Source organism: Pseudomonas sp. TR47 (assembly GCF_044143025.1).
GTDB lineage: Bacteria > Pseudomonadota > Gammaproteobacteria > Pseudomonadales > Pseudomonadaceae > Aquipseudomonas > Aquipseudomonas putida_E.
Genome location: NZ_JBHFCS010000011.1, coordinates 1 through 21,601 on the forward strand (window position 1 = coordinate 1; position 21,601 = coordinate 21,601).

General features: G+C 60.2%; 22 protein-coding genes. 15 read left to right on the forward strand and 7 right to left on the reverse strand.

Annotated elements, in window-relative coordinates:
- Positions 1 to 160: 160 nt before the first annotated feature.
- Together rhtA and ACEWE8_RS13525 are read left to right on the forward strand one after the other, a co-directional pair.
- The gene (rhtA, locus tag ACEWE8_RS13520; protein ID WP_046785186.1) at positions 161 to 1,048 is read left to right on the forward strand and encodes a threonine/homoserine exporter RhtA; all 888 of its coding nucleotides are present in this window, start codon (positions 161 to 163) and stop codon (positions 1,046 to 1,048) included.
- A gap of 190 nt (positions 1,049 to 1,238) precedes the next feature.
- The gene (locus ACEWE8_RS13525) at positions 1,239 to 1,520 is read left to right on the forward strand and encodes a hypothetical protein (protein WP_039602547.1); all 282 of its coding nucleotides are present in this window, start codon (positions 1,239 to 1,241) and stop codon (positions 1,518 to 1,520) included.
- Positions 1,521 to 1,576: 56 nt separating this feature from the next.
- Here the strand turns inward: ACEWE8_RS13525 and ACEWE8_RS13530 are convergent, their stop codons facing one another.
- Positions 1,577 to 3,385: an aminopeptidase P family protein gene (locus ACEWE8_RS13530; RefSeq protein ID WP_046785187.1), complete on the reverse strand. Its 1,809-nt coding sequence runs from the start codon at positions 3,383 to 3,385 to the stop codon at positions 1,577 to 1,579.
- A gap of 216 nt (positions 3,386 to 3,601) precedes the next feature.
- On the opposite strand from ACEWE8_RS13530, the gene ACEWE8_RS13535 reads away from it, so the two are divergent.
- Both ACEWE8_RS13535 and ACEWE8_RS13540 read left to right on the forward strand, forming a co-directional pair.
- Complete coding sequence (locus ACEWE8_RS13535; protein WP_046785420.1) at positions 3,602 to 4,720, forward strand: DUF3182 family protein; 1,119 nt, start codon at positions 3,602 to 3,604, stop codon at positions 4,718 to 4,720.
- The gene (locus ACEWE8_RS13540; protein ID WP_046785188.1) at positions 4,704 to 5,474 is read left to right on the forward strand and encodes a S9 family peptidase; all 771 of its coding nucleotides are present in this window, start codon (positions 4,704 to 4,706) and stop codon (positions 5,472 to 5,474) included. Before ACEWE8_RS13535 ends, ACEWE8_RS13540 begins: the two co-directional genes overlap by 17 nt.
- Here the strand turns inward: ACEWE8_RS13540 and ACEWE8_RS13545 are convergent.
- The gene (locus ACEWE8_RS13545) at positions 5,453 to 5,833 is read right to left on the reverse strand and encodes an antibiotic biosynthesis monooxygenase (protein ID WP_046785189.1); all 381 of its coding nucleotides are present in this window, start codon (positions 5,831 to 5,833) and stop codon (positions 5,453 to 5,455) included. The genes ACEWE8_RS13540 and ACEWE8_RS13545 overlap by 22 nt on opposite strands.
- 86 nt (positions 5,834 to 5,919) lie before the next feature.
- Here ACEWE8_RS13545 and soxR point away from each other — a divergent pair, with 86 nt between their 5' ends.
- Together soxR and ACEWE8_RS13555 are read left to right on the forward strand one after the other, a co-directional pair.
- The gene (soxR, locus tag ACEWE8_RS13550; protein ID WP_046785190.1) at positions 5,920 to 6,372 is read left to right on the forward strand and encodes a redox-sensitive transcriptional activator SoxR; all 453 of its coding nucleotides are present in this window, start codon (positions 5,920 to 5,922) and stop codon (positions 6,370 to 6,372) included.
- 67 nt (positions 6,373 to 6,439) lie between these two features.
- On the forward strand, positions 6,440 to 6,988 hold the full coding sequence (locus ACEWE8_RS13555) for a cysteine hydrolase family protein (protein WP_046785191.1): 549 nt from the start codon (positions 6,440 to 6,442) through the stop codon (positions 6,986 to 6,988).
- Between the two features lie 4 nt (positions 6,989 to 6,992).
- Here the strand turns inward: ACEWE8_RS13555 and ACEWE8_RS13560 are convergent, their stop codons facing one another.
- Positions 6,993 to 7,556, reverse strand: a complete 564-nt coding sequence (locus ACEWE8_RS13560) for a helix-turn-helix domain-containing protein (protein WP_046785192.1) — start codon at positions 7,554 to 7,556, stop codon at positions 6,993 to 6,995.
- An 83-nt stretch (positions 7,557 to 7,639) separates the two neighbouring features.
- Here ACEWE8_RS13560 and ACEWE8_RS13565 point away from each other — a divergent pair, with 83 nt between their 5' ends.
- The 7 genes from ACEWE8_RS13565 to ACEWE8_RS13595 all read left to right on the forward strand — a co-directional run bounded on the left by ACEWE8_RS13565 (position 7,640) and on the right by ACEWE8_RS13595 (position 14,792).
- Positions 7,640 to 8,584: a DMT family transporter gene (locus ACEWE8_RS13565; RefSeq protein WP_046785193.1), complete on the forward strand. Its 945-nt coding sequence runs from the start codon at positions 7,640 to 7,642 to the stop codon at positions 8,582 to 8,584.
- A 150-nt stretch (positions 8,585 to 8,734) separates the two neighbouring features.
- Positions 8,735 to 11,650 (forward strand): monovalent cation/H+ antiporter subunit A, encoded by a 2,916-nt coding sequence (locus tag ACEWE8_RS13570; RefSeq protein WP_046785194.1) that lies wholly within the window; start codon positions 8,735 to 8,737, stop codon positions 11,648 to 11,650.
- A complete protein-coding gene (locus ACEWE8_RS13575) occupies positions 11,650 to 11,994 on the forward strand; it encodes a Na+/H+ antiporter subunit C (RefSeq protein WP_012315281.1) in 345 nt (114 codons plus the stop codon). The genes ACEWE8_RS13570 and ACEWE8_RS13575 overlap by 1 nt, the downstream gene beginning before the upstream one ends.
- Positions 11,991 to 13,670 (forward strand): monovalent cation/H+ antiporter subunit D, encoded by a 1,680-nt coding sequence (locus ACEWE8_RS13580; protein ID WP_046785195.1) that lies wholly within the window; start codon positions 11,991 to 11,993, stop codon positions 13,668 to 13,670. Before ACEWE8_RS13575 ends, ACEWE8_RS13580 begins: the two co-directional genes overlap by 4 nt.
- On the forward strand, positions 13,667 to 14,155 hold the full coding sequence (locus tag ACEWE8_RS13585; RefSeq protein ID WP_046785196.1) for a Na+/H+ antiporter subunit E: 489 nt from the start codon (positions 13,667 to 13,669) through the stop codon (positions 14,153 to 14,155). The genes ACEWE8_RS13580 and ACEWE8_RS13585 overlap by 4 nt, the downstream gene beginning before the upstream one ends.
- Positions 14,152 to 14,430 carry a K+/H+ antiporter subunit F gene (locus tag ACEWE8_RS13590; RefSeq protein WP_012315284.1) on the forward strand — a complete coding sequence of 93 codons (279 nt, stop codon included), beginning with the start codon at positions 14,152 to 14,154 and terminating at the stop codon, positions 14,428 to 14,430. Before ACEWE8_RS13585 ends, ACEWE8_RS13590 begins: the two co-directional genes overlap by 4 nt.
- On the forward strand, positions 14,427 to 14,792 hold the full coding sequence (locus ACEWE8_RS13595; protein WP_046785197.1) for a Na+/H+ antiporter subunit G: 366 nt from the start codon (positions 14,427 to 14,429) through the stop codon (positions 14,790 to 14,792). The genes ACEWE8_RS13590 and ACEWE8_RS13595 overlap by 4 nt, the downstream gene beginning before the upstream one ends.
- A 12-nt stretch (positions 14,793 to 14,804) precedes the next feature.
- Here ACEWE8_RS13595 and ACEWE8_RS13600 read toward each other — a convergent pair whose 3' ends face one another.
- Positions 14,805 to 15,017 (reverse strand): hypothetical protein, encoded by a 213-nt coding sequence (locus ACEWE8_RS13600; RefSeq protein ID WP_046785198.1) that lies wholly within the window; start codon positions 15,015 to 15,017, stop codon positions 14,805 to 14,807.
- Positions 15,014 to 15,484 carry a hypothetical protein gene (locus ACEWE8_RS13605; protein ID WP_039602828.1) on the reverse strand — a complete coding sequence of 157 codons (471 nt, stop codon included), beginning with the start codon at positions 15,482 to 15,484 and terminating at the stop codon, positions 15,014 to 15,016. The genes ACEWE8_RS13600 and ACEWE8_RS13605 overlap by 4 nt, the downstream gene beginning before the upstream one ends.
- Before the next feature lie 307 nt (positions 15,485 to 15,791).
- On the opposite strand from ACEWE8_RS13605, the gene ACEWE8_RS13610 reads away from it, so the two are divergent.
- Positions 15,792 to 15,977 (forward strand): hypothetical protein, encoded by a 186-nt coding sequence (locus ACEWE8_RS13610; RefSeq protein ID WP_080952080.1) that lies wholly within the window; start codon positions 15,792 to 15,794, stop codon positions 15,975 to 15,977.
- Positions 15,978 to 15,984: 7 nt separating this feature from the next.
- Here ACEWE8_RS13610 and ACEWE8_RS13615 read toward each other — a convergent pair whose 3' ends face one another.
- Both ACEWE8_RS13615 and ACEWE8_RS13620 read right to left on the reverse strand, forming a co-directional pair.
- Positions 15,985 to 16,179, reverse strand: coding sequence for a hypothetical protein (locus ACEWE8_RS13615; protein WP_046785199.1), 195 nt, complete (start codon positions 16,177 to 16,179; stop codon positions 15,985 to 15,987).
- Positions 16,180 to 16,361: 182 nt separating this feature from the next.
- On the reverse strand, positions 16,362 to 16,766 hold the full coding sequence (locus ACEWE8_RS13620) for a TraR/DksA C4-type zinc finger protein (protein WP_012315289.1): 405 nt from the start codon (positions 16,764 to 16,766) through the stop codon (positions 16,362 to 16,364).
- Positions 16,767 to 17,059: 293 nt separating this feature from the next.
- Here ACEWE8_RS13620 and ACEWE8_RS13625 point away from each other — a divergent pair, with 293 nt between their 5' ends.
- Entirely contained in the window at positions 17,060 to 21,592 is a 4,533-nt protein-coding gene (locus ACEWE8_RS13625; protein WP_367903726.1) for a hypothetical protein, read from the forward strand.
- Positions 21,593 to 21,601: the final 9 nt, after the last annotated feature.

Sequence of the window (21,601 nt, forward strand, 5' to 3'; positions counted from 1 at the left end):
TGCGCATTATAAGGGGATTCAAGAGGGCGTCAAGGCTTTATTTCAAATCACTGAACATACATGCAAGTAGGTGTTTTGGCGGGCACCTTGCACCTCACCCTTGCAATTGCGCACTATATTGCACACCCACACCCATCATTAAAAGGATTGCCGCGCACAAATGAACACCCAGCCCCGCAGCTTGGCCACCATGCTGTTTCCTATAGGCCTGCTGCTTATCGCCATGGCATCGATACAGTCCGGTGCCTCCCTGGCCAAAAGCATGTTCCCGATCATCGGCGCACAAGGCACCACAACCCTGCGCCTGATCTTCGCCAGCATCATCATGCTTCTAATTCTGCGCCCCTGGCGCGTACGGATGACCACCAAGACGCTGCGCAATGTGATCATCTACGGCATGGCCCTGGGCGGGATGAATTTCCTCTTTTATATGGCACTGCAGACAACACCACTGGGCATCGCCGTAGCCCTCGAGTTCACCGGCCCATTGGCCGTAGCGCTTTTCGCGTCGCGGCGCGCCATTGACTTCCTGTGGATTGCACTGGCAGTCAGCGGCCTGCTGCTGCTGATCCCGGTCGGCCATGGCGGCCAGCCCCTCGACCTCACGGGCGCCGCCTATGCACTGGGTGCCGGCGTGTGCTGGGCCCTTTATATCCTCTTTGGCCAACGCGCCGGAGCAGAACACGGGATTCAGAGCGCAGCACTGGGTGTAGTGGTCGCGGCGATATTTGTTGCGCCGATCGGTATCGTTCATGCCGGCACCGCACTGTTGACACCTGCGCTCATACCACTGGCCCTAGGGGTCGCAATACTCTCGACCGCCCTGCCCTATAGCCTGGAAATGGTCGCCCTGACCCGCATGCCAGCCCGCACATTCGGCACTCTGATGAGCATAGAACCGGCCATTGGTGCCCTTTCCGGTTTATTGTTCCTGGGCGAGTTGCTGAGCGTAACCCAGTGGCTGGCCATTCTCGCCATCATTGCCGCATCAGTGGGTGCCACGCTGTCCATGCGCCGCGACGCGAAGCCCCCTGTTGCAGCCGACTGATTTGAGAAATATTTTCATTTGACCCGGAATTGGCCATTGTAGCGCGCAGTCCTGCTGATTAAGCTGTCACAAAACCATAATCTTTACGCTATCTACTTGCATGCACACGGATGTCAAAGGCTATTCAGGAAGAACCGAAGCGATAACGACAGGGTCAGACAACTGATCAACCCTGCATTTAAGGACAGGAATGAAACGTATTTTGCTCATCCTGGCCGTCTTGGCCATTGCCGGATGTGCCGCAACGGCCAAGACTGAGGTCAAAAAAGGGAAGAAGGGCCTGCACATCAACTGCTCCGGCCTCTCCTCATCCTGGGACAAGTGCTACAGCAAGGCCGCCACGGCCTGCAGCACACGCGGTTACAAGGTCATCGCCCGTTCTGGAGACACCGACGAAGAGCCGGGTGATTACCTCTTCGGCATCAACCCAGCCGGGTATACCAGCCGCAGCATGATCGTCATCTGCAAGTAAACAGAAAGGGCAGCTCGTGAGCTGCCCTTCTTTTATCTACTGCCCACCGCGGCTGCTCACAATGCTGCTGTGCGAGCTTCAAGCCAAGCCGATGCGTCGCCTGACAGCAGGGGAGCAAGGCGCTCGCGAACCGTCGCGTGGTAGCCGTTGAGCCACGCCAGTTCATCCTTGGTGAGGCACTCGGTGAGCAGGCAGCGTGCATCGATAGGGCATAACGTCAGGGTCTCGAAATCGAGGAAATCACCGAACTCACTTTTGCCCGATGCACGGTTGACCACCAGGTTCTCGATGCGCACCCCCCAAGCGCCAGGGCGATAGGTCCCTGGCTCGATGGAGCTGATCATCCCTTCCTGCATAGCGGTCTGCGGCGCGGTAGCAGCCTGATAGGCAATGACCTGCGGCCCTTCATGCACATTCATGAAATAGCCGACACCGTGCCCGGTACCATGGCCATAGTCGACCTGATCCGCCCAAATCGGCGCCCTCGCGATGGCATCGAGCAAGGGCGAAAGAATACCGCGCGGGAATGTGGCGCGTGACAGAGCGATCATACCCTTGAGCACCCGAGTGCAATCCTGCTTCTGCTCAAACGTCGGAGTGCCCACCGGAACCATCCGCGTGATGTCGGTGGTTCCGCCCAGATACTGCCCTCCCGAGTCGATAAGCAGCAAGCCATTGCCTTCAATGACCGCGTGAGATTGCTCGGTGGCACGGTAATGGGGCATTGCACCATTGGCATTGAAAGCTGCAATGGTCGAGAAACTCAGCGAGACGAAGCCGGGGCGCCGTGCACGCGCAGCACTCAGTTGTTCATCGATGGTCAGTTCGGTGATGGATTCCTTACCTTGACTCGCCTCAAACCAGGCGAAGAACTCACACAGAGCTGCGCCATCCTGCTCCATGGTGTGGCGTATATGGACCAGCTCATCTTCACCCTTGCGTGATTTGCTCAACGTGGTCGGGTTCGGCCCTTCAATCAGCGAAACCTGGGGGCCTAGGTTCTTGAGCAGGCCACAGGTCACGCGCGCAGCATCGACCAAAAGCCGGCCGCCGGCAGGTACCTGTGACAGCGCTTCGCCGATCTCCGAATAATCACGCACCTCGATACCATCGGCTTCCAGTACATGGCGCAAATGCGCGTCAAGCTTTCCAGCGCCAACGAATAAAGCGGCGCGCTGCTGGCTGATCAACGCAAAGGAAACGAATACCGGGTTGTAGGAGACATCACTACCGCGCAAATTGAACAGCCAGGCGATGTCATCCAGGGTCGCGATGAAGTGCCAGTCTGCGCCCTTCTCTTCCATGGTGCGGCGCAACTGGGCAAGCTTTTCCGACCGACTGACTGTGGCGTGAGGCGGCAGGTGCTGATACACAGGGTTACTCGGCAGCGCAGGGCGCTCTTCCCAAACCTCGGCAAGCAAATCCTGGCTGGTTACCAAGCGAATGTCGTGCCCCCTGAGGCGCTCCTCGAGCTGGCGCGCAGACGCCAGCGCCATGACCGCCCCATCCACGGCCACTGTTCCTTTGGCCGGGACATTGTCGCCCAGCCATTCCAGCGCACCCGGCTTACCCGGCTGCAGCTTCATGAGTTCGATGCCGCTACCCGCCAACTCCTTGATAGCTTGCTCCCAGTAACGGCTATCGGCCCACACCCCTGCAAAATTTGCAGTGACCACCAACGTACCCACCGAGCCATCGAAGCCCGACAGCCACCGCCGCCCCTGCCAGTAGCCCGGCAGGTACTCAGAAAGATGAGGGTCGGCTGAGGGCACCAGCAGGGCATCGACCCCCTCCCTGGCCATTACCTCGCGCACACGCATCAGGCGCTCGGGAACCCTCTGCTCACGGGTGGTATGAACGTTCATTCGCACTCCTGCGGTAACATCTTGGTTGATCCAGATGCACGATAATGGAACAGCCAACCTCACCCTGCAATCGCGACGACTGACTCGCGGCCTGCAAGCCATCGTTGCGCGTGCAAAGGAACAGCGGTTCCTGCCACTACGAACCATCGATCGCTTCCACCTGAACTTCCCCAAACCATGGGCTTCACAATCAGTACATTCATTGCAGACAGGCTGATGCCCATGCCCAGCACCTGCGAATCAAAAACGGGGGTCGTCCTCCTCGATGCTCGCGATCACACCCCTGAGCACGAACACGCAGTGCACCTGAAGCTGGCTGATGGCCTGGCCGAGCTTCTAGGGTGCGCGCGAGCAACCCCTGATCTGCCACCCAAAGCCGCCGACCACTATTACTACCTACCCACTGAAACCCTCATCGACCCGCAACGTTATGCCCACCTCGGCATCCGAACGGAACATGACCTGTTCGGGGGCTTGGTCAGTCATCCTTATATGGCAACCAAAGCGATCTCCCACCCGCTGCCTGCCAATGCCACCTTCCCCCCAGGCTGGACTGACGACTTCGCCCGCCAGGCCAGCGATGCCCTGCTGTGCGGTTACACCGTATTCAGCAAAGCCGATGCCCGGCGGGCCGCGCAGTTACTGCTGCGCCATGGCGCAGTACGGCTCAAGCCGGTGCTGGCATGCGCGGGGCGTGGGCAACAGGTGATCGTTCAACTGGATGAACTGGAAGCTTTGTTGGCCAACATTGATGATCAGGGCCTGGCCTTGTGGGGGTTGGTGCTGGAAGAGGACCTCAGTGAAGTGGAAACCTTCAGCGTTGGCCAAGTGCGTGTCGCCGGCCTGACCTGCAGCTACCTCGGCACCCAGCAGTTGACCCAGGACCACCAAGGTACCGAGGTATACGGAGGCTCCGACCTGCTGGTGGTGCGCGGCGACTACCAGGCCTTGTTGCAACTGCCACTGGAGGACCACCTGCGCCTTGCCATCAACCAGGCCCTGACCTATGAGCATGCAGCCGAGCAGCACTTCCCAGGCTTCATCGCCTCCCGGCGCAACTACGACATCGCCCGCGGCAAAAACCCTGAGGGCCACCTGCGCAGTGGCGTACTTGAACAATCCTGGCGTTTGGGTGGCGCCAGCAGCGCTGAGCTGCTGGCCCTGCAGGCCTTTGCCGATGACCCGGCACTGCAACGGGTGCGAGCCTCCACCCATGAAATATTCGGTACACCCAACCTTCCCACTGACGCCACCCTCTTCTATCAAGGAAACGACAGTGAACTCGGACAATTCTGCAAGTACGCGCGGATTCGCGAGTATGGCCATTCAGAGTGAAACCGTCGAATTGCAGGTCGACGACGACAGCATCGCCGGTACCTTGGTCAGCCCCGGAAGCAAGATGCCCGGGATCCTTTTCGTACATGGCTGGGGCGGTAGCCAGCAACGCGACCTTGCACGGGCCCGGCATATCACAGGGCTCGGTTGCGTGTGCATGACCTTTGACCTGCGGGGCCACGAAAAAACCGAAAGCCAGCGCCTTACGGTTACACGCGAGCAGAACCTCAAAGATTTGCTGGCTGCTTATGACCGCCTGGTCAGCCACCCCGCGGTGGACAGTAGTGCCATCGCCATCATCGGCAGCAGCTATGGCGGCTACCTAGCCACCTTGCTGACCCTGCACCGCCCAGTGAAGTGGCTGGCTCTGCGCGTACCTGCGATGTACTGGGACGACGAATGGGACAAGCCCAAACAGACCCTGGACCGTCAGCGCCTGAAAGCCTACCGCCAGCGCCTGCTTGGCCCAGGTGACAATCGCGCCCTGGCTGCCTGCGCGGAGTTCGCTGGCGATGTGCTGCTGGTCGAGTCGGAACAGGACGACTATGTGCCGCACACCACGCTGATGAGCTACCGTTCGGCTTTCGTCAGCGCCCACTCGCTTACCCACCGCATCGTCGACGGCGCCGACCACGCACTATCGAGCGAGCAAAGCCAGAAAGCCTACAGTTCGATCCTCGCATCGTGGATCAGCGAGATGGTGATAGGCGCGCGCCTGGACCGCTATCCCCACTATGCCCCTTGGTATGCCTGAGGCGCGCCGACCTGGCAGTGCAGGCCACCGTCGACACCCCGCGCCAGGCTTCGTAACGCCTGATAAGCGGCAAAGTTGACGCTGCGCGCCTGATGTCGACGCACGATATCGAGGAAGGGCTCTTCGACAAAAGACGCAGTTGCCGCTACCCAAGCCTGTCGTGATTGCCACTGTAGACACTGCAATACGCGGCTACCGTCATCGCTGGCCTGGATGCTGACTTCTTGCAGTCCCTCAAAACGCGAGGCCAGCTCCTCAGCGCGAATTACCAATGCGTGGGCAAGTGCCTCCTGGCGGGTGGCAGGCACTTCATATTCGATCATCTGGGTGAACCACAGCGGTTGCGGCATGGCCAACATGGGCAGTCTCCTTGCTCCGGACGCTTGCAGCGCGATGATCGGCAGGGTAAAACCTCCAGTTAACTCAAGGTCAAGAGCTTTTTCGCATGCCCAGACATACGCCGACCACCCACGAAAAGCTGCTCAGTGTCGGCCAACTGGCCGCGCGCAGCGGTGTGGCGGTAACCGCTCTGCACTTTTATGAAACCAAAGGCCTGATCCAGAGTTCCCGCAACGCCGGCAACCAGCGCCGTTACCCACGGGCGATGCTGCGCCGCGTGGCGGTGATCAAGATGGCTCAGCGCTTGGGCATCCCGCTGGCCAACATCGCCAGGGCCCTGGCGACGCTACCAAATGATCACATACCTACCGCCGAGGACTGGCGACGATTGTCCGAAGGCTGGCGCGAAGACCTCGATCGGCGCATTGGCGAAATGATCCTGTTGCGCGATCAACTTGACGGCTGCATCGGCTGCGGTTGCATGTCGCTGAAGGACTGCCCGCTTCGCAACCGCCAGGATCACCTCGCCGGCGAGGGGCCCGGGCCGCATCTGCCCTGAACTACGCATTCATCCCGCGCACCGCCTATAACTAATGGCACCCGATGCTACTGACCCAGGAGGCAACATGAGCAAGCAGGCGCTGATCATCATCGACATCCAGAACGACTATTTCCCCGGAGGCAAGTGGCCCCTGGAAGGCGCCAACTCGGCGGCCGACAATGCGGCAAAGCTGCTGGCCGCGGCACGCCAGCGAGGCGACCTTGTGGTGCATGTGCGGCATGAGTTCGAAAGCGAGGACGCGCCGTTCTTCACTCCCGACACCCAAGGCGCTGCGATTCACCCAAAAGTCCAGCCGCTGGAAGACGAGCCCGTCGTGCTCAAGCACAAGGTGAATGCATTTCTTGATACCGATCTCAAGCGCACGCTCGATGACCAAGGTGTAAAAACACTCACCATAGTCGGCAGCATGAGCCACATGTGCGTCGATGCCGCCACGCGAGCAGCAGCTGACTTTGGCTACGATGTCACGGTGGCGCACGATGCCTGCGCCACCCTGCCTCTTGAGTTCAATGGCAAGCAAATACCGGCAGCCCAGGTGCACGATTCGGTGATGGCTGCACTCGCTTTTGCGTACGCCAAAGTGGTGAAGACCGATGAGCTTCTGAAAAACTGACCGTTCAAATTACCACGTTGCGTACGAAGCGCGTCGGCACGGCACCATCGTTGCGGTAGGCATAGCGGCAGTTACTGGGAAATACATGGAACTGACCGACGTGCAGGCAGTGCTCGATCTGCTCGATGATCAGCGTCAGTTGCCCTTCAGCCACATAGATCTGCTCGCTCCAGCCCTCGGCATCGGCTTCACTGGTGTAACACTCACCCGGCGCCAGGGTCCACTCCCAGATCTCCACCTCTCGCCGAGCGGTGCTGCTGGCCAGCAGCACCGCCTTGCTCTGGGGATGCTCACCGGCCCAGGCCAGTTCGTCGATGCGGCTGGTATCGCGCTGGTCGGGCGCCTGGATCAGCCGGCTGAAGGCAACCCCCAACGCTTCAGCTATAAGGTCGAGCGTAGTCAGGCTGACGTTCTTCTCACCAGCCTCGATCGCCACCAGCATGCGCCGGCTGACACCTGAGCGCTCGGCCAAGGCACTCTGGCTCATCCCCACTGCATTGCGCAGACCACGAACGTTGAGGCTCACATGCTGGAGCACCGAAGCACGGTGCGCGGAATCTTTGTGCACTATATTGCTCACTTTTAAAGGTTGCGCAGTATACTGCCCACTTTGCGGCGATTGTGCGCTGCCACTTCCGAGTAAGCAAGACCATGAGCCAACCGATAAACCGCCAGCAGACCACCGTATCCTTGCGCCTGAGCAAGGCCGAGGTGCTACTGGTGTTCATCACCATGCTATGGGGCGGCACCTTCCTGCTGGTGCACAACGTCATGACCGTGAGTGGCCCGATGTTCTTCGTCGGCCTGAGGTTTGCTGCAGCCGCCTTGTTCGTCGGCCTGGTCTCGATACGCGCGCTGCCCGGGCTGACACTCACCGAATTGAAGGCCGGCGCGCTGATTGGTGCGACCATCATGCTCGGTTATGGTTTGCAAACCATGGGCCTGCAAACCATCAGCAGCAGCCAGTCGGCCTTTATTACTGCACTGTATGTGCCCTTCGTACCGCTGTTGCAGTGGCTGGTGCTTGGCCGTCGGCCAGGGCTGATGCCAAGCCTGGGAATCTGCCTGGCGTTCCTCGGCCTGATGCTGCTCGCTGGCCCCGAGGGCGGTACCCTGCGTTTCAGCGAAGGCGAAATCGTGACCCTGGTAAGCGCCGTGGCCATTGCCGCCGAGATCATTCTGATCAGCCGGTATGCCGGGCAGGTCGATGTGCGCCGCGTCACCGTAGTGCAACTGGCCACCGCCTCGCTGCTGTCGTTCCTGATGATCGTACCGACTCAGGAGCGCATCCCCGACTTCTCCTGGCTATTGTTGCTAAGTGCACTGGGCTTGGGTGCCATGAGCGCAGTGATCCAGGTGGCGATGAACTGGGTGCAGAAATCGGTATCGCCAACCCGCGCCACACTCATCTACGCCGGCGAGCCGGTGTGGGCTGGCATCGTCGGCCGCATCGCAGGCGAGCGTCTGCCCGGTGTGGCGCTCATAGGCGGCCTGATGATCGTCATCGCCGTGGTGGTCAGCGAACTTAAAGTTCGACGCCTACGCAATGAAAGCGAAGAGCTCGAGGTAGAGGGCGAACGCGAATGCGGGCTGTAAAGCAGTGAACAGCAGCTATGCTCTGTAAAAAACTGTTATAAAAAAACAGCTTGTCACACCCTGTTTGTATGATTCTGCGACAGCTTGCGTGTTGGTGATCAACTGCACGGCACGTATGATCCTTGGCAAACCTTTCCAGAATAGAACGCTATGTCCTTGATAGTGCTACTGCTTCTGCCGTTCTTGGGCAGTTGCCTGGCAGCTGTGCTGCCGCACAACGCACGTAACGCCGAGTCCATCCTGGCTGGGCTCGTGGCCCTGGTCGGCACCGTCCAGGTAGCACTGCTGTACCCCCAGGTTGCCCATGGCGGTGTCATCCGCGAGGAGTTCCTCTGGCTGCCCAGCCTGGGCCTCAACCTGGTCCTGCGCATGGACGGCTTCGCCTGGCTGTTCTCGCTGCTGGTACTGGGCATAGGCACCCTGGTGTCGCTGTACGCGCGCTACTACATGTCGCCACAGGACCCGGTACCACGCTTCTTTGCCTTCTTTCTGGCGTTCATGGGCGCCATGCTCGGCCTGGTGATCTCGGGCAACCTGATCCAGCTGGTGTTCTTCTGGGAGCTGACCAGCCTGTTCTCGTTCCTGCTGATCGGCTACTGGCACCACCGCGCCGACGCCCGACGCGGCGCCTACATGGCGTTGATGGTTACCGGCGCCGGCGGCCTGTGCCTGTTGGTCGGCGCCCTGTTGCTTGGCCATGTAGTGGGCAGCTATGACCTGGACAAAGTGCTGGCTGCCGGCGAGACCATTCGCCAGCACGCGCTGTATCCAGTGCTGCTGCCCCTGATCCTGGTCGGAGCATTGAGCAAGAGCGCGCAGTTCCCCTTCCAGTTCTGGCTACCTCATGCCATGGCAGCACCGACCCCGGTTTCAGCTTATCTGCACTCGGCAACCATGGTGAAGGCCGGGGTGTTTTTACTGGCCCGGTTGTGGCCGGTGCTTTCGGGCAGCGAGGAGTGGTTCTGGATCGTCGGTGGCGCGGGGGCCATAACCCTGCTGCTGGGCGCCTTCGCAGCGATGTTCCAGAATGATCTCAAGGGCCTGCTGGCTTACTCGACCATCAGCCACCTTGGGCTGATCACGCTTCTATTGGGTTTGAACAGCCCACTCGCCGCAGTGGCCGCCGTGTTTCACATACTCAACCATGCCACTTTCAAAGCTTCGCTGTTCATGGCCGCCGGCATCATCGACCACGAAAGCGGCACCCGTGACATCCGCCGCCTCAGCGGGCTGATCCGTCTGGTGCCCTACACCGCGACCCTGGCGATGGTGGCGAGCGCCTCGATGGCCGGCGTGCCATTGATGAACGGTTTCCTGTCCAAGGAAATGTTCTTCGCCGAAACCGTGTTCATCAGCTCCACCGCTTGGGTCGAGGCCGCGCTGCCGGTAATAGCTACCTTGGCCGGCACTTTCAGCGTTGCCTACGCTTTGCGCTTCACCGTTGATGTGTTCCTTGGCCCTGCCGCCCAAGACCTGCCTCACACACCTCACGAACCACCACGCTGGATGCGCGCGCCAGTCGAACTGCTGGTGCTCACCTGTCTGGTGGTGGGCATTTTCCCTGCCCAGTCGGTCGGCCCGTTGCTCGCCGCTGCAGCCCTTCCAGTGGTGGGTGGTACTCTGCCGGAGTACAGCCTGGCCATCTGGCACGGCTGGAATGCCCCGCTGATCATGAGCCTGGTGGCCATGAGCGGCGGTATCGTGCTCTATCTGCTGCTGCGCAACCAGTTGCGCCGAGGCCGCTTCCCGTATCCACCCCTGATCGAGCGTTTCAATGGCAAGCGCCTGTTCGAGCACGGCCAGGTGCACCTGATGTTACTGGCCCGGCGCATCGAGGGGCTGCTGACCACTCGCCGCCTGCAGGCACAACTGTTCATGCTGGTGCTTGCCGCCTTCCTCGCGGGGCTCACACCAATGCTGTACAGCGGCCTGAGCTGGGGTGACCGCCCTAAAATACCGGGCTCAGGCGTGTTCGTCGCCCTTTGGCTGATCGCTATCGCCTGCGCCATTGGCGCCGCCTACCAAGCCAAGTATCACCGCTTGGCCGCCTTGATCATGGTTGGCGTCTGCGGCCTGATGACCTGCATCACTTTCGTCTGGTTCTCAGCACCTGACCTGGCCCTGACTCAACTGGTCGTCGAGGTTGTCACGACGGTTCTGATCCTGCTCGGCCTGCGCTGGCTGCCGCGGCGTATCGAGGGCGTCTCGCCGCTGCCCGGCAGCCTCGACCGTGCCCGCATGCGGCGCGTGCGCGACCTGCTGCTGGCAATCCTGGTCGGCGGCGGCATGGCGCTGCTGTCCTACGCCATGCTGACACGACCAACGCCGAACGACATTTCCTCGTTCTACCTGAGCCGAGCCTTGCCACAAGGTGGCGGTACCAACGTGGTCAACGTGATGCTGGTTGACTTCCGCGGCTTCGACACCCTGGGCGAGATCACCGTGCTGGTGGCCGTCGCCCTGACCGTATTCGCCCTGCTGCGCCGCTTCCGCCCACCCAAGGAGAGCATGCAGCTGCCAGCTCAGCAGCGCCAGCTTGCACCCGACGTGGTCACCGACCTGATCAACCCGCGCCATGCCACCGACACAGCCTTGGGCTTCATGATGGTGCCTGCGGTGCTGGTACGACTGCTGCTGCCGATCGCCCTGCTGATCTCGATGTACCTGTTCATGCGGGGCCACAACCAGCCTGGCGGTGGCTTTGTCGCAGGCCTGGTGATGTCGGTGGCATTCATCCTCCAGTACATGGTCGCAGGTACCCAATGGGTCGAAGCCCAGATGAGCCTGCGCCCACTGCGCTGGATGGGCACCGGGCTATTGTGCGCAACACTGACCGGGGTCGGCGCCATGCTGCTGGGCTACCCGTTCCTGACCACGCATACCGCCCACCTGCACCTGCCAGTGCTGGGCGATGTGCATGTGGCCAGCGCGCTGTTCTTCGACGTGGGCGTGTACACCGTTGTGGTCGGCTCGACCCTGCTGATCCTCACAGCCCTGGCACACCAGTCGGTGCGAGCCTACCGCCCGGGTAATCCGTCCAAACCCAGCCAAGCAGGAGCCGCCTGATGGAAGAAGTCATTGCAGTCGCCATCGGCGTACTGGCCGCATCGGGCGTGTGGCTTATCCTGCGCCCACGGACCTATCAGGTGATCATGGGCCTGTGCCTGCTGTCGTATGGCGTCAACCTGTTCATCTTCAGTATGGGCAGCCTGTTCATCGGCAAGGAGCCGATCATCAAGGAAGGCGTGACACAGGACCTGCTGCACTACACCGACCCACTGCCCCAGGCGCTGGTTCTGACGGCCATCGTCATCAGCTTTGCCATGACCGCCCTGTTTCTGGTGGTGCTGCTGGCATCTCGCGGCCTGACCGGCACCGACCACGTGGATGGCCGGGAGCGTGATGAATGAGTGAGATGAGCCGACTGATCATCGCCCCCATCCTGCTGCCGTTGCTGACCGCAGCAGTGATGCTGATACTGGGCGAGAAGCACCGCCTGCTCAAGGCGCGCCTCAACCTGCTGTCCACCTTCAGCGGCCTGGTCATCGCCGTCAGCCTGCTGCTGTGGGTGCGCGTCCAGGGCCAGGCGGAATCGATCGGTGTGTACCTGCCGGGCAACTGGCCCGCGCCTTTCGGCATCGTACTGGTGGTTGATCACCTGTCGGCGCTACTGCTGACTTTGACCGGGGTCATCGGCATCAGCGCCCTGCTGTTCGCTCGCGCCCGCTGGGACAGCGCCGGCGCCAGCTTCCACGCACTGTTCCAGATCCAGCTGATGGGCCTGTATGGTGCCTTCCTGACAGCCGACCTGTTCAACCTGTTCGTCTTTTTCGAAGTGCTGCTAGCGGCCTCTTATGGCCTGCTGCTGCACGGATCGGGGCGAGCGCGGGTGCGGGCCGGCCTGCACTACATTGCCATCAACCTGTTCGCTTCTTCGCTGTTTCTGATTGGCGCCGCGATGCTTTACGGCGTAACCGGCACCCTCAACATGGCCGACCTCGCGCTGAAAGTACCGTTGGTGCCCGAAGCCGACCGTGGCTTGCTGCACGCGGGCGCGGCAATCCTGGCCATAGCCTTCCTGGCAAAGGCCGGCATCTGGCCGCTGAATTTCTGGCTGGTTCCGGCCTATGCCTCGGCCAGCGCACCCGTAGCCGCATTGTTCGCCATCATGACCAAGGTTGGCCTGTACGCTGTGTTACGGCTCTGGTCCCTGTTGTTCTCGGGTCAAGCCGGTGCATCAGCGCATTTCGGCGGGCAATGGCTGATCTATGGGGGCTTGGTCACGCTTACCATCGCAGCCGTGTCGATACTTGCCGCACAACGCCTGGAGCGCATGGCAGCACTGAGCATACTGGTTTCGGCAGGCACCCTGCTTGGCGCGATCGGCTTTGCTCAGCCGGCCCTGACCGGTGCAGCGTTGTTCTATCTGGTCAATTCAACCCTGGCACTGTGTGCACTGTTCCTGCTCGCCGAGCTGGTGGAGCGCTCTCGCTCGGCCAATGAGCCACCACTGGAGGACGAAGAAGGCAGCATGCCCTCGCCACTCGAGTCGTTGCACCCACCTAAAGGCATAAACCTCGACGATGAGCAGAAGGCAGTCATAGGCCAGATCATTCCCTGGACCATGGCGTTCCTGGGCCTGAGCTTCATTGCCTGTGCGTTGCTGATCATCGGCATGCCACCGCTCTCTGGCTTCGTCGGCAAACTCAGCTTGATCAGTGCGCTGTTCAACCCACTGGGGTTGGGCGTGCCGGCCGAGCAACCACTGTCAGCAGCCGGCTGGGCGCTGGTAGCCCTGCTCATCCTGTCCGGCATGGCCTCGCTGATCGCTTTCGGCCGCGTGGGCATCCAGCGCTTCTGGAAGCCTGAAGAGCGGCCCTCCCCCGCGCTGCGACACTACGAATGCCTGCCGATCGTCATTTTGCTGGGCCTGTGCATCATGCTCAGCTTCAGAGCCGAGCCGCTGCTACGTTACACCCAGGACACTGCAGCCAGCCTGCAGACCCCTGACACCTACATCAGGGCCGTAATGGCCGTACAGCCTATCCCAGGCCCGACCACGCTCGACGCACAGGTGCAGCCATGAGCCGACTTTTCCCCGCACCGCTGTTGTCTGTAGCACTGTTCATACTGTGGTTGCTGCTGAACCTCTCGGTCAGCCCGGGTAATCTGCTGCTCGCAGCAGCACTTGGCTTTCTGGCGCCACTGCTGATGGCACCGTTGCGCCCCCAGCACGCCCATGTGCGCAGGCCGCTGGTGATAGCGAGCCTGATTGGCCGGGTGGGTATCGATGTCATCCAGTCCAACCTGCAAGTAGCCCTGCGCGTGCTGCGCGCCGGGCAACATCCGCCTCGCTCTGCCTTTGTCCATATCCCGCTGGACCTGCGCGACGCCCACGGCCTGGCGGCACTATCGATGATCACTACCGTAGTGCCCGGTACCGTCTGGTCAGAACTGGCCCTGGACCGCAGCGTCCTGTTGCTGCACGTGTTCGACCTCAAGGATGAGAACGCTTTTATCGAGCACTTCAAACACACCTATGAACGACCGCTGATGGAGATTTTCCAATGACAGGCCTGCTAGCCTATGCAGTGCTCGCCAGCTTGTTCATCTTCGCCTTGGCCATGGGCCTGACGCTGATCCGGTTGTTTCGCGGCCCCTCCGCCCAGGACCGGGTACTGGCACTGGACTACCTGTACATCTTGGCCATGCTCATGATGCTGGTACTGGGAATCCGCTATGCCAGCGATACCTACTTTGAAGGTGCTCTGCTGATTGCGCTTTTCGGCTTTGTCGGCTCGTTTGCCCTGGCCAAGTTCTTGCTGCGTGGTGAGGTAATAGAATGACCGAAGTTCTTGAACTACCGCTCTGGCTCGAGCTAGTTACCGCTGCCCTGCTGCTGCTCGGCAGCCTGTTCGCGTTGATCGGGGCCATTGGCCTGCTGCGCCTCAAGGATTATTTCCAGCGCATGCACCCACCAGCACTGGCCTCGACCATCGGGGCCTGGTGCGTTGCCTTGGCTTCGATCATCTACTTCTCATGGCTCAAGCAAGGCCCTGTACTGCACGCTTGGTTGATCCCAGTTCTACTGTCGATCACATTACCGGTCACTACGCTACTATTGGCCAGGGCGGCACTGTTTCGCAAACGCATGTCCGGGGAAGCGGTACCCGAAGAAGTCAGTAGCGGCCAAGCGGGGGGCAATTGATGTGCGGCACGCTCATTCCTGGGTGATCCGCTGCAACTCCCGGCGCACCATGGCGACGTAGGGAGGCGGGCCTGATTGATAGAGCTGGGCCGCCACCCAAGTCAACCAGGCGGCCTGCATCTCATCGCGCCGCGCCAGCAAACGTTCTGCCTGAGCCACGGCCATGGCCTGATATTGTCGGTGGAACGCGGCACGGCTGCCATCCGCCTCCTGCCCCTCGTTCATTCACTCGCCTTGAACGTGGTCAACTCGCCCTTGCGCCATTTTGCGACCTTACCGGTCACGGCTTTGAGCAGCTTGCCAAGGCCCTCTTGGACTTGCTGTTGAGCCGCGAACACCAGCATTACGCCTTGGCCTTCACGGAACACGATACCTTCACCCTCCGGCACCGAGACAAAGGCATAGTCCCCCACGCCGTAGACGTTCAGTTTGATCTCACGAAAGCGCATTTCCAACTTGCCGCCTTCACGACTGGGCAATACGGCAGCGCGAAAGTGGTCACCCACCTTCAATTCCAAACGTTGCTTGTCATCGACCACCAACGCACTCTCGGTGTCGATTTCGGCCATATAGAGGCCTTCAGGGTTCTGCTCGGTGACATAAACGAAGCGGCCCTGAAACAGCTTGGCCAACTTACCGCGCAAATCGCCAAGGGCGAACAAAGCGTGGGTATCCAGAGTACTGACTGCCAATGAAGTAATCCTCAAATCGGTAACATCCGCCCCCACTCACCACCGGTGAGGCACGGCCCTTTCATTTCGATAGGCGAAAAGAGTAATGAAGCGATGTGCATAACGTCTGTGCCTTCTGGCTATACAGCATGGAGGAAACTTTACTCCTGCTTGCCAGACTTTGCCCAAATGGCGGGTTTAGGCACATTCCCCAACCGGGAAGCGTAATGCCCTACAACTATTCCGTCAGAAAAGATGCGATAGATAACGCCAGGCCCTTCGGCAGAACGGGCTCTGCAATCCATCAGCGCATTACTGGGAAAGAAATATGCACGAAAACACAGAAACACGTCGAGAGGCAAAGCGCATTTATTCTCGCTCCATACCGCGTTACGTCGTCATACCTGCCGGCATCGAGTTCTTCCACGTCACTGAAAGCGCTACCGGCAGAGTAAAGGGGTTTCGACGTCGTCACCATGAAGCCTGCGAACTGGCCCGTAGCCTCGAAAACTGAACCACAGTCAGGCAGCGCGGCCTTTCTCCAGCTGTTTAAGCCAGGCCGCCTGACACTCCAGCGCCTCACCACGTGTTGCATACGCAGTGCCGCGACGCTCGCCATTCACCAGCACCACCCAACATACTCGGCGGCCCAGCGCCTGCAGGGTAGCGGGCACACCTGAGCCAATCATCACGGCCACATCGACTCGGCTATTCATCATTCCCTCCGGAATTTACTTAGCAACCTAACGATAGAGCCATGATACGCCCGCCAACACGCCGGAGAAAGCCAACATTGGTACAGCAGTATTGCGCCAGCAGCAACAAAGTGGCCGGTACAAGGTAGCAAGCGCAAAAAGCCCCAAGGATCGCTCCGTGGGGCCTGGCACACAACGCTCGGTCAGATCTGGCGCTGGTGGCGATCGAGCTGCTCGTGGCGCTCCTGGGCTTCGATGCAGTACTTGGTGGTCGGGCTGATCAGCAGGCGCTGCAGGCCGATCGGCTCACCACTGTCGTCGCACCAACCAAAGCTTTCGTCAGCGATACGGCCCAAGGCCATTTCCAGCTGCGGCAGCAGGCGCTGATCGCGCTCGATGGCATTTACCAACCAGTGACGTTCTTCTTCGACCGAGGCCACGTCGGCAGGATCCGACGGGGTATCCAGGCTTTCGATGGTGGCACGGCTCAGCTCGATGCGTTCATGGGTTTCTACTTTCATCGCCTGCAACAGGCCAGTGAAGAAGGCCAGTTGATCAGCGTTCATGTAGTCATCGGCCGACATGGCCAGCAACTGTTCCTTGGTCATCGATTTCTCTATGAAAAAATGTGCATTTGGGCGATTCGGGTGTCGCCGACGCCTGGGCATTGGCAACAGAATTCTTCAAGCGCCAATCGGCACTCTTTTGCAGGGGGCGGCAGTCTAAGGCCCCACGTCGCAAGGGGCAACACCAATCACGGGGTAATTGACCGAAATGACATGGTTTGCGCCTGACGGCAGCAACTTGCCGTTCAGACGATGCCACTGGCAGTACATCTTTAAAGCCAGGGCAGATCACTTGGGCGGTTTCATGGGGCTTGCTCCCCACCCAGACCCTAGCCATGACATCATCAATACGACTCCCGCGTGCCACCACCCTGTCTTGTTCCGTTGCCAAGAGGTTTGCCAGCCGCCCCACCCTGTTCGAAATTGCGGCACAGCTTTTGGTCGAGCACTGGCCAGATTATGGGCTCGATACCAACCTCGACCCCCTGTCCCTGCAACTCGCCAGCTTCGGCCCGATCATGGGTGTTGCCTATATCCGCCCGCTGTATCAGGTCTTGGTGGAGCGATATTGCCTGCGGCGCACGCTAAACCTGACCGCTACTCAGGATGTGCCTTGTCGCAATCAGGCTATAGACCCCGACAATCCCGTTCCGGTTGACCTGCATGCATTTGAAACGCTGGTAAATGATTGCGGGCCGATGCTGCTGCACGCCTATCGCACAGCGATGGTCAACTTCTGGTGCGAGGCCGACAGCCAAGGTGAGACGCCATGGATGTGGTTTGCCAACCACCTGCAGGCGCTGCTGCGCAGCGCCGCCGAGCAAGCACACACCGATGGCAAGCTGGTGGCTGCCGCAGCCACGCTGAAGGCATTGTCTGAGGACCCGGCCAAACCGGATGACCTACGAACCCTGACCAGCAGCCATGGAGTGTCCATACACACCCTGGCCTGCAATTATTCCGCCGACTGGCAACTCGACCCTTTCCTCGCCAGTGCGCTGCTCATCGAACGACCCGAATCACCAGGCCAGCCGCCCTTCACCTTATTGTTCACGCCAATAGGCCGATTGCTGTCATTCGCGTCGCGCCAACAGCTGCAGGAGGGCATTACCAGGCACTGGCCATCCGTCATTGCCATGTCGCCACCCATCGTGCGCCTGGGCATCCCCGAGCAGCAGCCATTCCAGGCCCAAGCGGCCAACTTGCTGCAACAACAACTGGAATGCCTGGAGCTGGCCACCTTGGCATTCAAGGGTACAAGCAGCGCCCAACAGCTTGCCGACGCACTGGATCGGCTCACTTCCATGGTGCATCTGTGCGGCATGACTGACCTGGCCAGCCAGGAAACACTGGTCGATCAGTTGCCGGACTGGATGCGTGCAGGCAGGCCCCAAGCCTTGATCGTCTATAGTTCGATGCTTACCGACGTCGCCCGCAGCATCTCTGAAAGCGAAGGGCAAACCTGGCTTGACGGCGTGCCCAATGCCCACGACTTTGCCTACGAACGCCTCACCGAACTGATCCTGCGTGACCACCCCGAATCCACGCTGGACCCGGCGGCCGTGCGGGTGATCAATTATCAGACGGTCGAAACAGCGATACCACTGCCGGGCGAAGTCATCAACGGGGGGACCATAAAAGCAGTCAGCTTCAGCTTGGCCCAACTGGCCATCGCCAATCTGGGGCTGCTGAAACCCGGCCGCGTAGTAGTGGAAAGCGCCGATGGTCAAACGATCCCCGCTTGGCTGGATACGCTGGCACTGCGTGCACTCGTCACCGAAGCGGACATTGGGTCGACATACCCCGCGCGGTTACGCGCGTTGCTGCTCAATGATGCGCAGGCGCGCGCGCACCGCGAGGACCTGTTCGCCAAGCAGCTGAGTACCCAATTGCCAACCACGGTGATGGAGCGATTTCTTGAGCATGGTCAGCCAACACCAGCAGCAATTGTGGCCATAGAGCAGGTGGTCGCCCCCTTGCCCAATGAGCACAGCAGTTGGGTGATGCGCCCTCTAGGTCTGCAGCGCTCAATGGACGCGAATGCCGATCATCCGCTCAATGCCTGGCTGATCGAGGACGACTCCTTCAAAAGCGCCCGGTGCTTGCTGTACCGCCCCCTGCACAGCGAACCGGTGGTCGAGTACTCCGACCGCATGGCACTGCTGGTGGCGCTCTCAGAACCTGGCGAACTCCAAAACGATGTGCTCCAACGGCTGGCCCCCGAAGACCGCCGCATCTATGCCCATGGTGGATTCAAGGAGCCGCACCTGTTCTACCCGCTGGAGGACGACTGGGCGGTGCCACTGGCCAGGCCTGCGCCCGTCACCTTGTCGCGCGAAGCCGCCGTACTCAGCCCTGCCCGGGCCATTTACGAAGGATGCGTGCAGGAAACGCTGAGCAATTTCAAGGCGCAATCGGCAAGCAGCGCCGAAACCCGCTGGCAACGCTGGGAAGCGCTGGGCTGGTTATTGCTCAACACCGTGTTGCCCTTTATAGAAGGCCCGCTGGCAGAGGCCGCGTGGCTGATGCAGATGGAAACCACGTTCGCCCGCTTGGTCGATGCAGAGGATCAGGCCAGTACTGGTGACCGTACAGGCCAATGGATCGAACTGCTGGTCAATGTCGCATTCCTGATTTTCAACCATGCCATGAGGCGGCTGGAGCAGGAGCACCCGCTGGATACCGTCCTTCCTCCTGGCCAGCTGAACGAGCCGATATCGGCCCCCATTGTGTTGACCAGCCCAACTCAGACCCAACTCGAATTCAGTTGGGCACAACCAACTCTCAGACTCGACAGCAGCCAAGCCAAAGCGCTTGCCGCGCTGCAGGCAGATGTGTCAACGACAACGCTCGGCCCCCCCATCCCTACGGGGCCGATGCGCGGTTTGTATCTGCAGGCTGATCACTTACTGGTACAGCTCGAGGGTAAGCTGTTCAAGGCACAGTTGGACCCGATTCTGGACCAGATGCGAATTGTCGGCGGCGAAACCGGTAAATCCCCAGGCCCTTTGCTCAGGCGCGATGAAGCAGGCCGCTGGCAGCTCGACCTGCGCCTGCGGCTGCGCGGTGGCATGCCACCCTCCAAGCGGATCGCCAAACTGCAAGCGCAGCGCAAGCACAATACCCGGGAGAAAGCCGAACGGGTGGTAAACGATTCGAAAAGCATCACCGAGCAATTGCCGTACATGAACAAGCTCCGCGAACTGGCCAGCCGCTCGCAAGACCCGCGCGTATTGCGTAACTGCCTAGAGAAGCTGCAGACGTTCGAAGCATTCGTTGCCGAGCATGTCCAACGTTTGCAAGAGCTCAATGAACTGACGCCTGTGACCGACTACAAGGTCAAACGCGCGGGTACGCTCTACCAGCACCTCAATTGCCAATTGCAGATCCGGGAGCTGTTGATGCGCCTGTACAAACCCGAACGTGCCCACTTGCTGGACATGATCGAGCATGAAGCCGAATCGACGCCCGCCGATCAGGTGGTTCTTGGCGCAAGGTTGGCCAACTTGACCTCACTGATCGATAGCCTGCTCGACAATGCCACTGCCTTCGACCAAGGGTTTGAGAACTTGCGCCAGTTGGCAAGCCCTTCGCTGCACGGAACCCTGAAGATGCTGCAGGGGCTTCAAGAGCAGCGAGGCCGTTGGTCACCCTTGCACTGGCGCTTCATGCGCATCGAAAACTGCGTCAACCGCATGACGCTTGAACTGATGGGCGAAACCAGCATTTTTTGGCTTGACCGTACCTGGGACAGCATCGAACTGGCCATCGGTCAACGGCTGCAGTTGAGCAAGCGGGTCAATGCCAGTGACGAGGTGAGGCGTCGTCTGCTTGAAAATATCAAGCAGCATCTGGAAACTGCCAAACGGCGGGGGGACATTCTGCGAAGCCTGTTCGACGAGCGCGCAATACCACCGGCGTTGGCCCAACTGCGCAGCGATATTGCTGACATGAGTGCAGACGTACTCAACCAGCTCGCCGAGTACCCGGACTTGCCCCATTCCAGCTCCGTAAAGCAACTCAGCCAAGAATTGCCCGGCCTGATCGAAACCCGTGACGATGGACTGCTTCTGGGCCAACCGAGATCGGACGATGACAGCATCGTCGACATTCCTGGCAGTGAGCAAGGTTCAGTTTCACGCAGCTACAAGCGTGACAACGAGCAATGGGTACCGATACACGCAGCACGGAATAAAACTGACGCGCGTCCTCCAGCAAAACTGAAGGCGCTGCTCAAGGAAAGCAACAGGCGCCTGGCCAGCGCAAGAAGCAGCCTGAGGCTGATGCAAGGCGCCACGGCCAGCACCTACTTGCCAGTGGAAATCGAAGAGATACTGCTGCTGCACCGCGATGGCCTTGACCACCACCGTACAGCCATCGAACTTCGCTTGACCCGTGACAACCAGACTGACGAGAGCATCCACGATGCCGATGCGGCACTGAGCATCAAGGCGATCGAAGACCTGTCGGCAACGCTTATCAAGCAGGCGGTCGAGCAGAGAACGCGGGTAGCATTGCTGCAAAAGCCTCGAATGAGCGAACTGGGCTTTCTGCTGGAGCATAAGCAGGTGCAGATTCGTATGACCGGATCACGGCGGCAACTGGCCAAGCTAGCCGGTAGGCCCGATGACTACCTGGAGGAATACGCCATCAGCCATGATGGCGACGATCTCTGGTATGCACATTTTCACTATTCGGACAGGGATGCCGAACAGACCGGCTATACCGCCGGCCACCTGAAAACGGCTGAGCAGCGCTATGCACGGGGCCGTGTGGCCAAGGACGCTGGCGGGCATGAGACCGAAGTGCATCGCAGCCCGATCGACCTGGCTGCGGCGAAGCGGTACTTCTTCGACAACCAGGCCTGATCATCGGCT

Excerpts from the sequence above, each read along its gene's own strand:
- rhtA (WP_046785186.1), top strand. The coding sequence starts at position 161 with ATGAACACCCAGCCCCGCAGCTTGGCCACCATGCTGTTTCCTATAGGC.
- ACEWE8_RS13525 (WP_039602547.1), top strand. The coding sequence starts at position 1,239 with ATGAAACGTATTTTGCTCATCCTGGCCGTCTTGGCCATTGCCGGATGT.
- ACEWE8_RS13530 (WP_046785187.1), bottom strand. The coding sequence starts at position 3,385 with ATGAACGTTCATACCACCCGTGAGCAGAGGGTTCCCGAGCGCCTGATG.
- ACEWE8_RS13535 (WP_046785420.1), top strand. The coding sequence starts at position 3,602 with ATGCCCATGCCCAGCACCTGCGAATCAAAAACGGGGGTCGTCCTCCTC.
- ACEWE8_RS13540 (WP_046785188.1), top strand. The coding sequence starts at position 4,704 with ATGGCCATTCAGAGTGAAACCGTCGAATTGCAGGTCGACGACGACAGC.
- ACEWE8_RS13545 (WP_046785189.1), bottom strand. The coding sequence starts at position 5,833 with ATGTTGGCCATGCCGCAACCGCTGTGGTTCACCCAGATGATCGAATAT.
- soxR (WP_046785190.1), top strand. The coding sequence starts at position 5,920 with ATGCCCAGACATACGCCGACCACCCACGAAAAGCTGCTCAGTGTCGGC.
- ACEWE8_RS13555 (WP_046785191.1), top strand. The coding sequence starts at position 6,440 with ATGAGCAAGCAGGCGCTGATCATCATCGACATCCAGAACGACTATTTC.
- ACEWE8_RS13565 (WP_046785193.1), top strand. The coding sequence starts at position 7,640 with ATGAGCCAACCGATAAACCGCCAGCAGACCACCGTATCCTTGCGCCTG.
- ACEWE8_RS13570 (WP_046785194.1), top strand. The coding sequence starts at position 8,735 with ATGTCCTTGATAGTGCTACTGCTTCTGCCGTTCTTGGGCAGTTGCCTG.
- ACEWE8_RS13575 (WP_012315281.1), top strand. The coding sequence starts at position 11,650 with ATGGAAGAAGTCATTGCAGTCGCCATCGGCGTACTGGCCGCATCGGGC.
- ACEWE8_RS13580 (WP_046785195.1), top strand. The coding sequence starts at position 11,991 with ATGAGTGAGATGAGCCGACTGATCATCGCCCCCATCCTGCTGCCGTTG.
- ACEWE8_RS13585 (WP_046785196.1), top strand. The coding sequence starts at position 13,667 with ATGAGCCGACTTTTCCCCGCACCGCTGTTGTCTGTAGCACTGTTCATA.
- ACEWE8_RS13590 (WP_012315284.1), top strand. The coding sequence starts at position 14,152 with ATGACAGGCCTGCTAGCCTATGCAGTGCTCGCCAGCTTGTTCATCTTC.
- ACEWE8_RS13595 (WP_046785197.1), top strand. The coding sequence starts at position 14,427 with ATGACCGAAGTTCTTGAACTACCGCTCTGGCTCGAGCTAGTTACCGCT.
- ACEWE8_RS13600 (WP_046785198.1), bottom strand. The coding sequence starts at position 15,017 with ATGAACGAGGGGCAGGAGGCGGATGGCAGCCGTGCCGCGTTCCACCGA.
- ACEWE8_RS13610 (WP_080952080.1), top strand. The coding sequence starts at position 15,792 with ATGCACGAAAACACAGAAACACGTCGAGAGGCAAAGCGCATTTATTCT.
- ACEWE8_RS13615 (WP_046785199.1), bottom strand. The coding sequence starts at position 16,179 with ATGAATAGCCGAGTCGATGTGGCCGTGATGATTGGCTCAGGTGTGCCC.
- ACEWE8_RS13620 (WP_012315289.1), bottom strand. The coding sequence starts at position 16,766 with ATGACCAAGGAACAGTTGCTGGCCATGTCGGCCGATGACTACATGAAC.
- ACEWE8_RS13625 (WP_367903726.1), top strand. The coding sequence starts at position 17,060 with ATGACATCATCAATACGACTCCCGCGTGCCACCACCCTGTCTTGTTCC.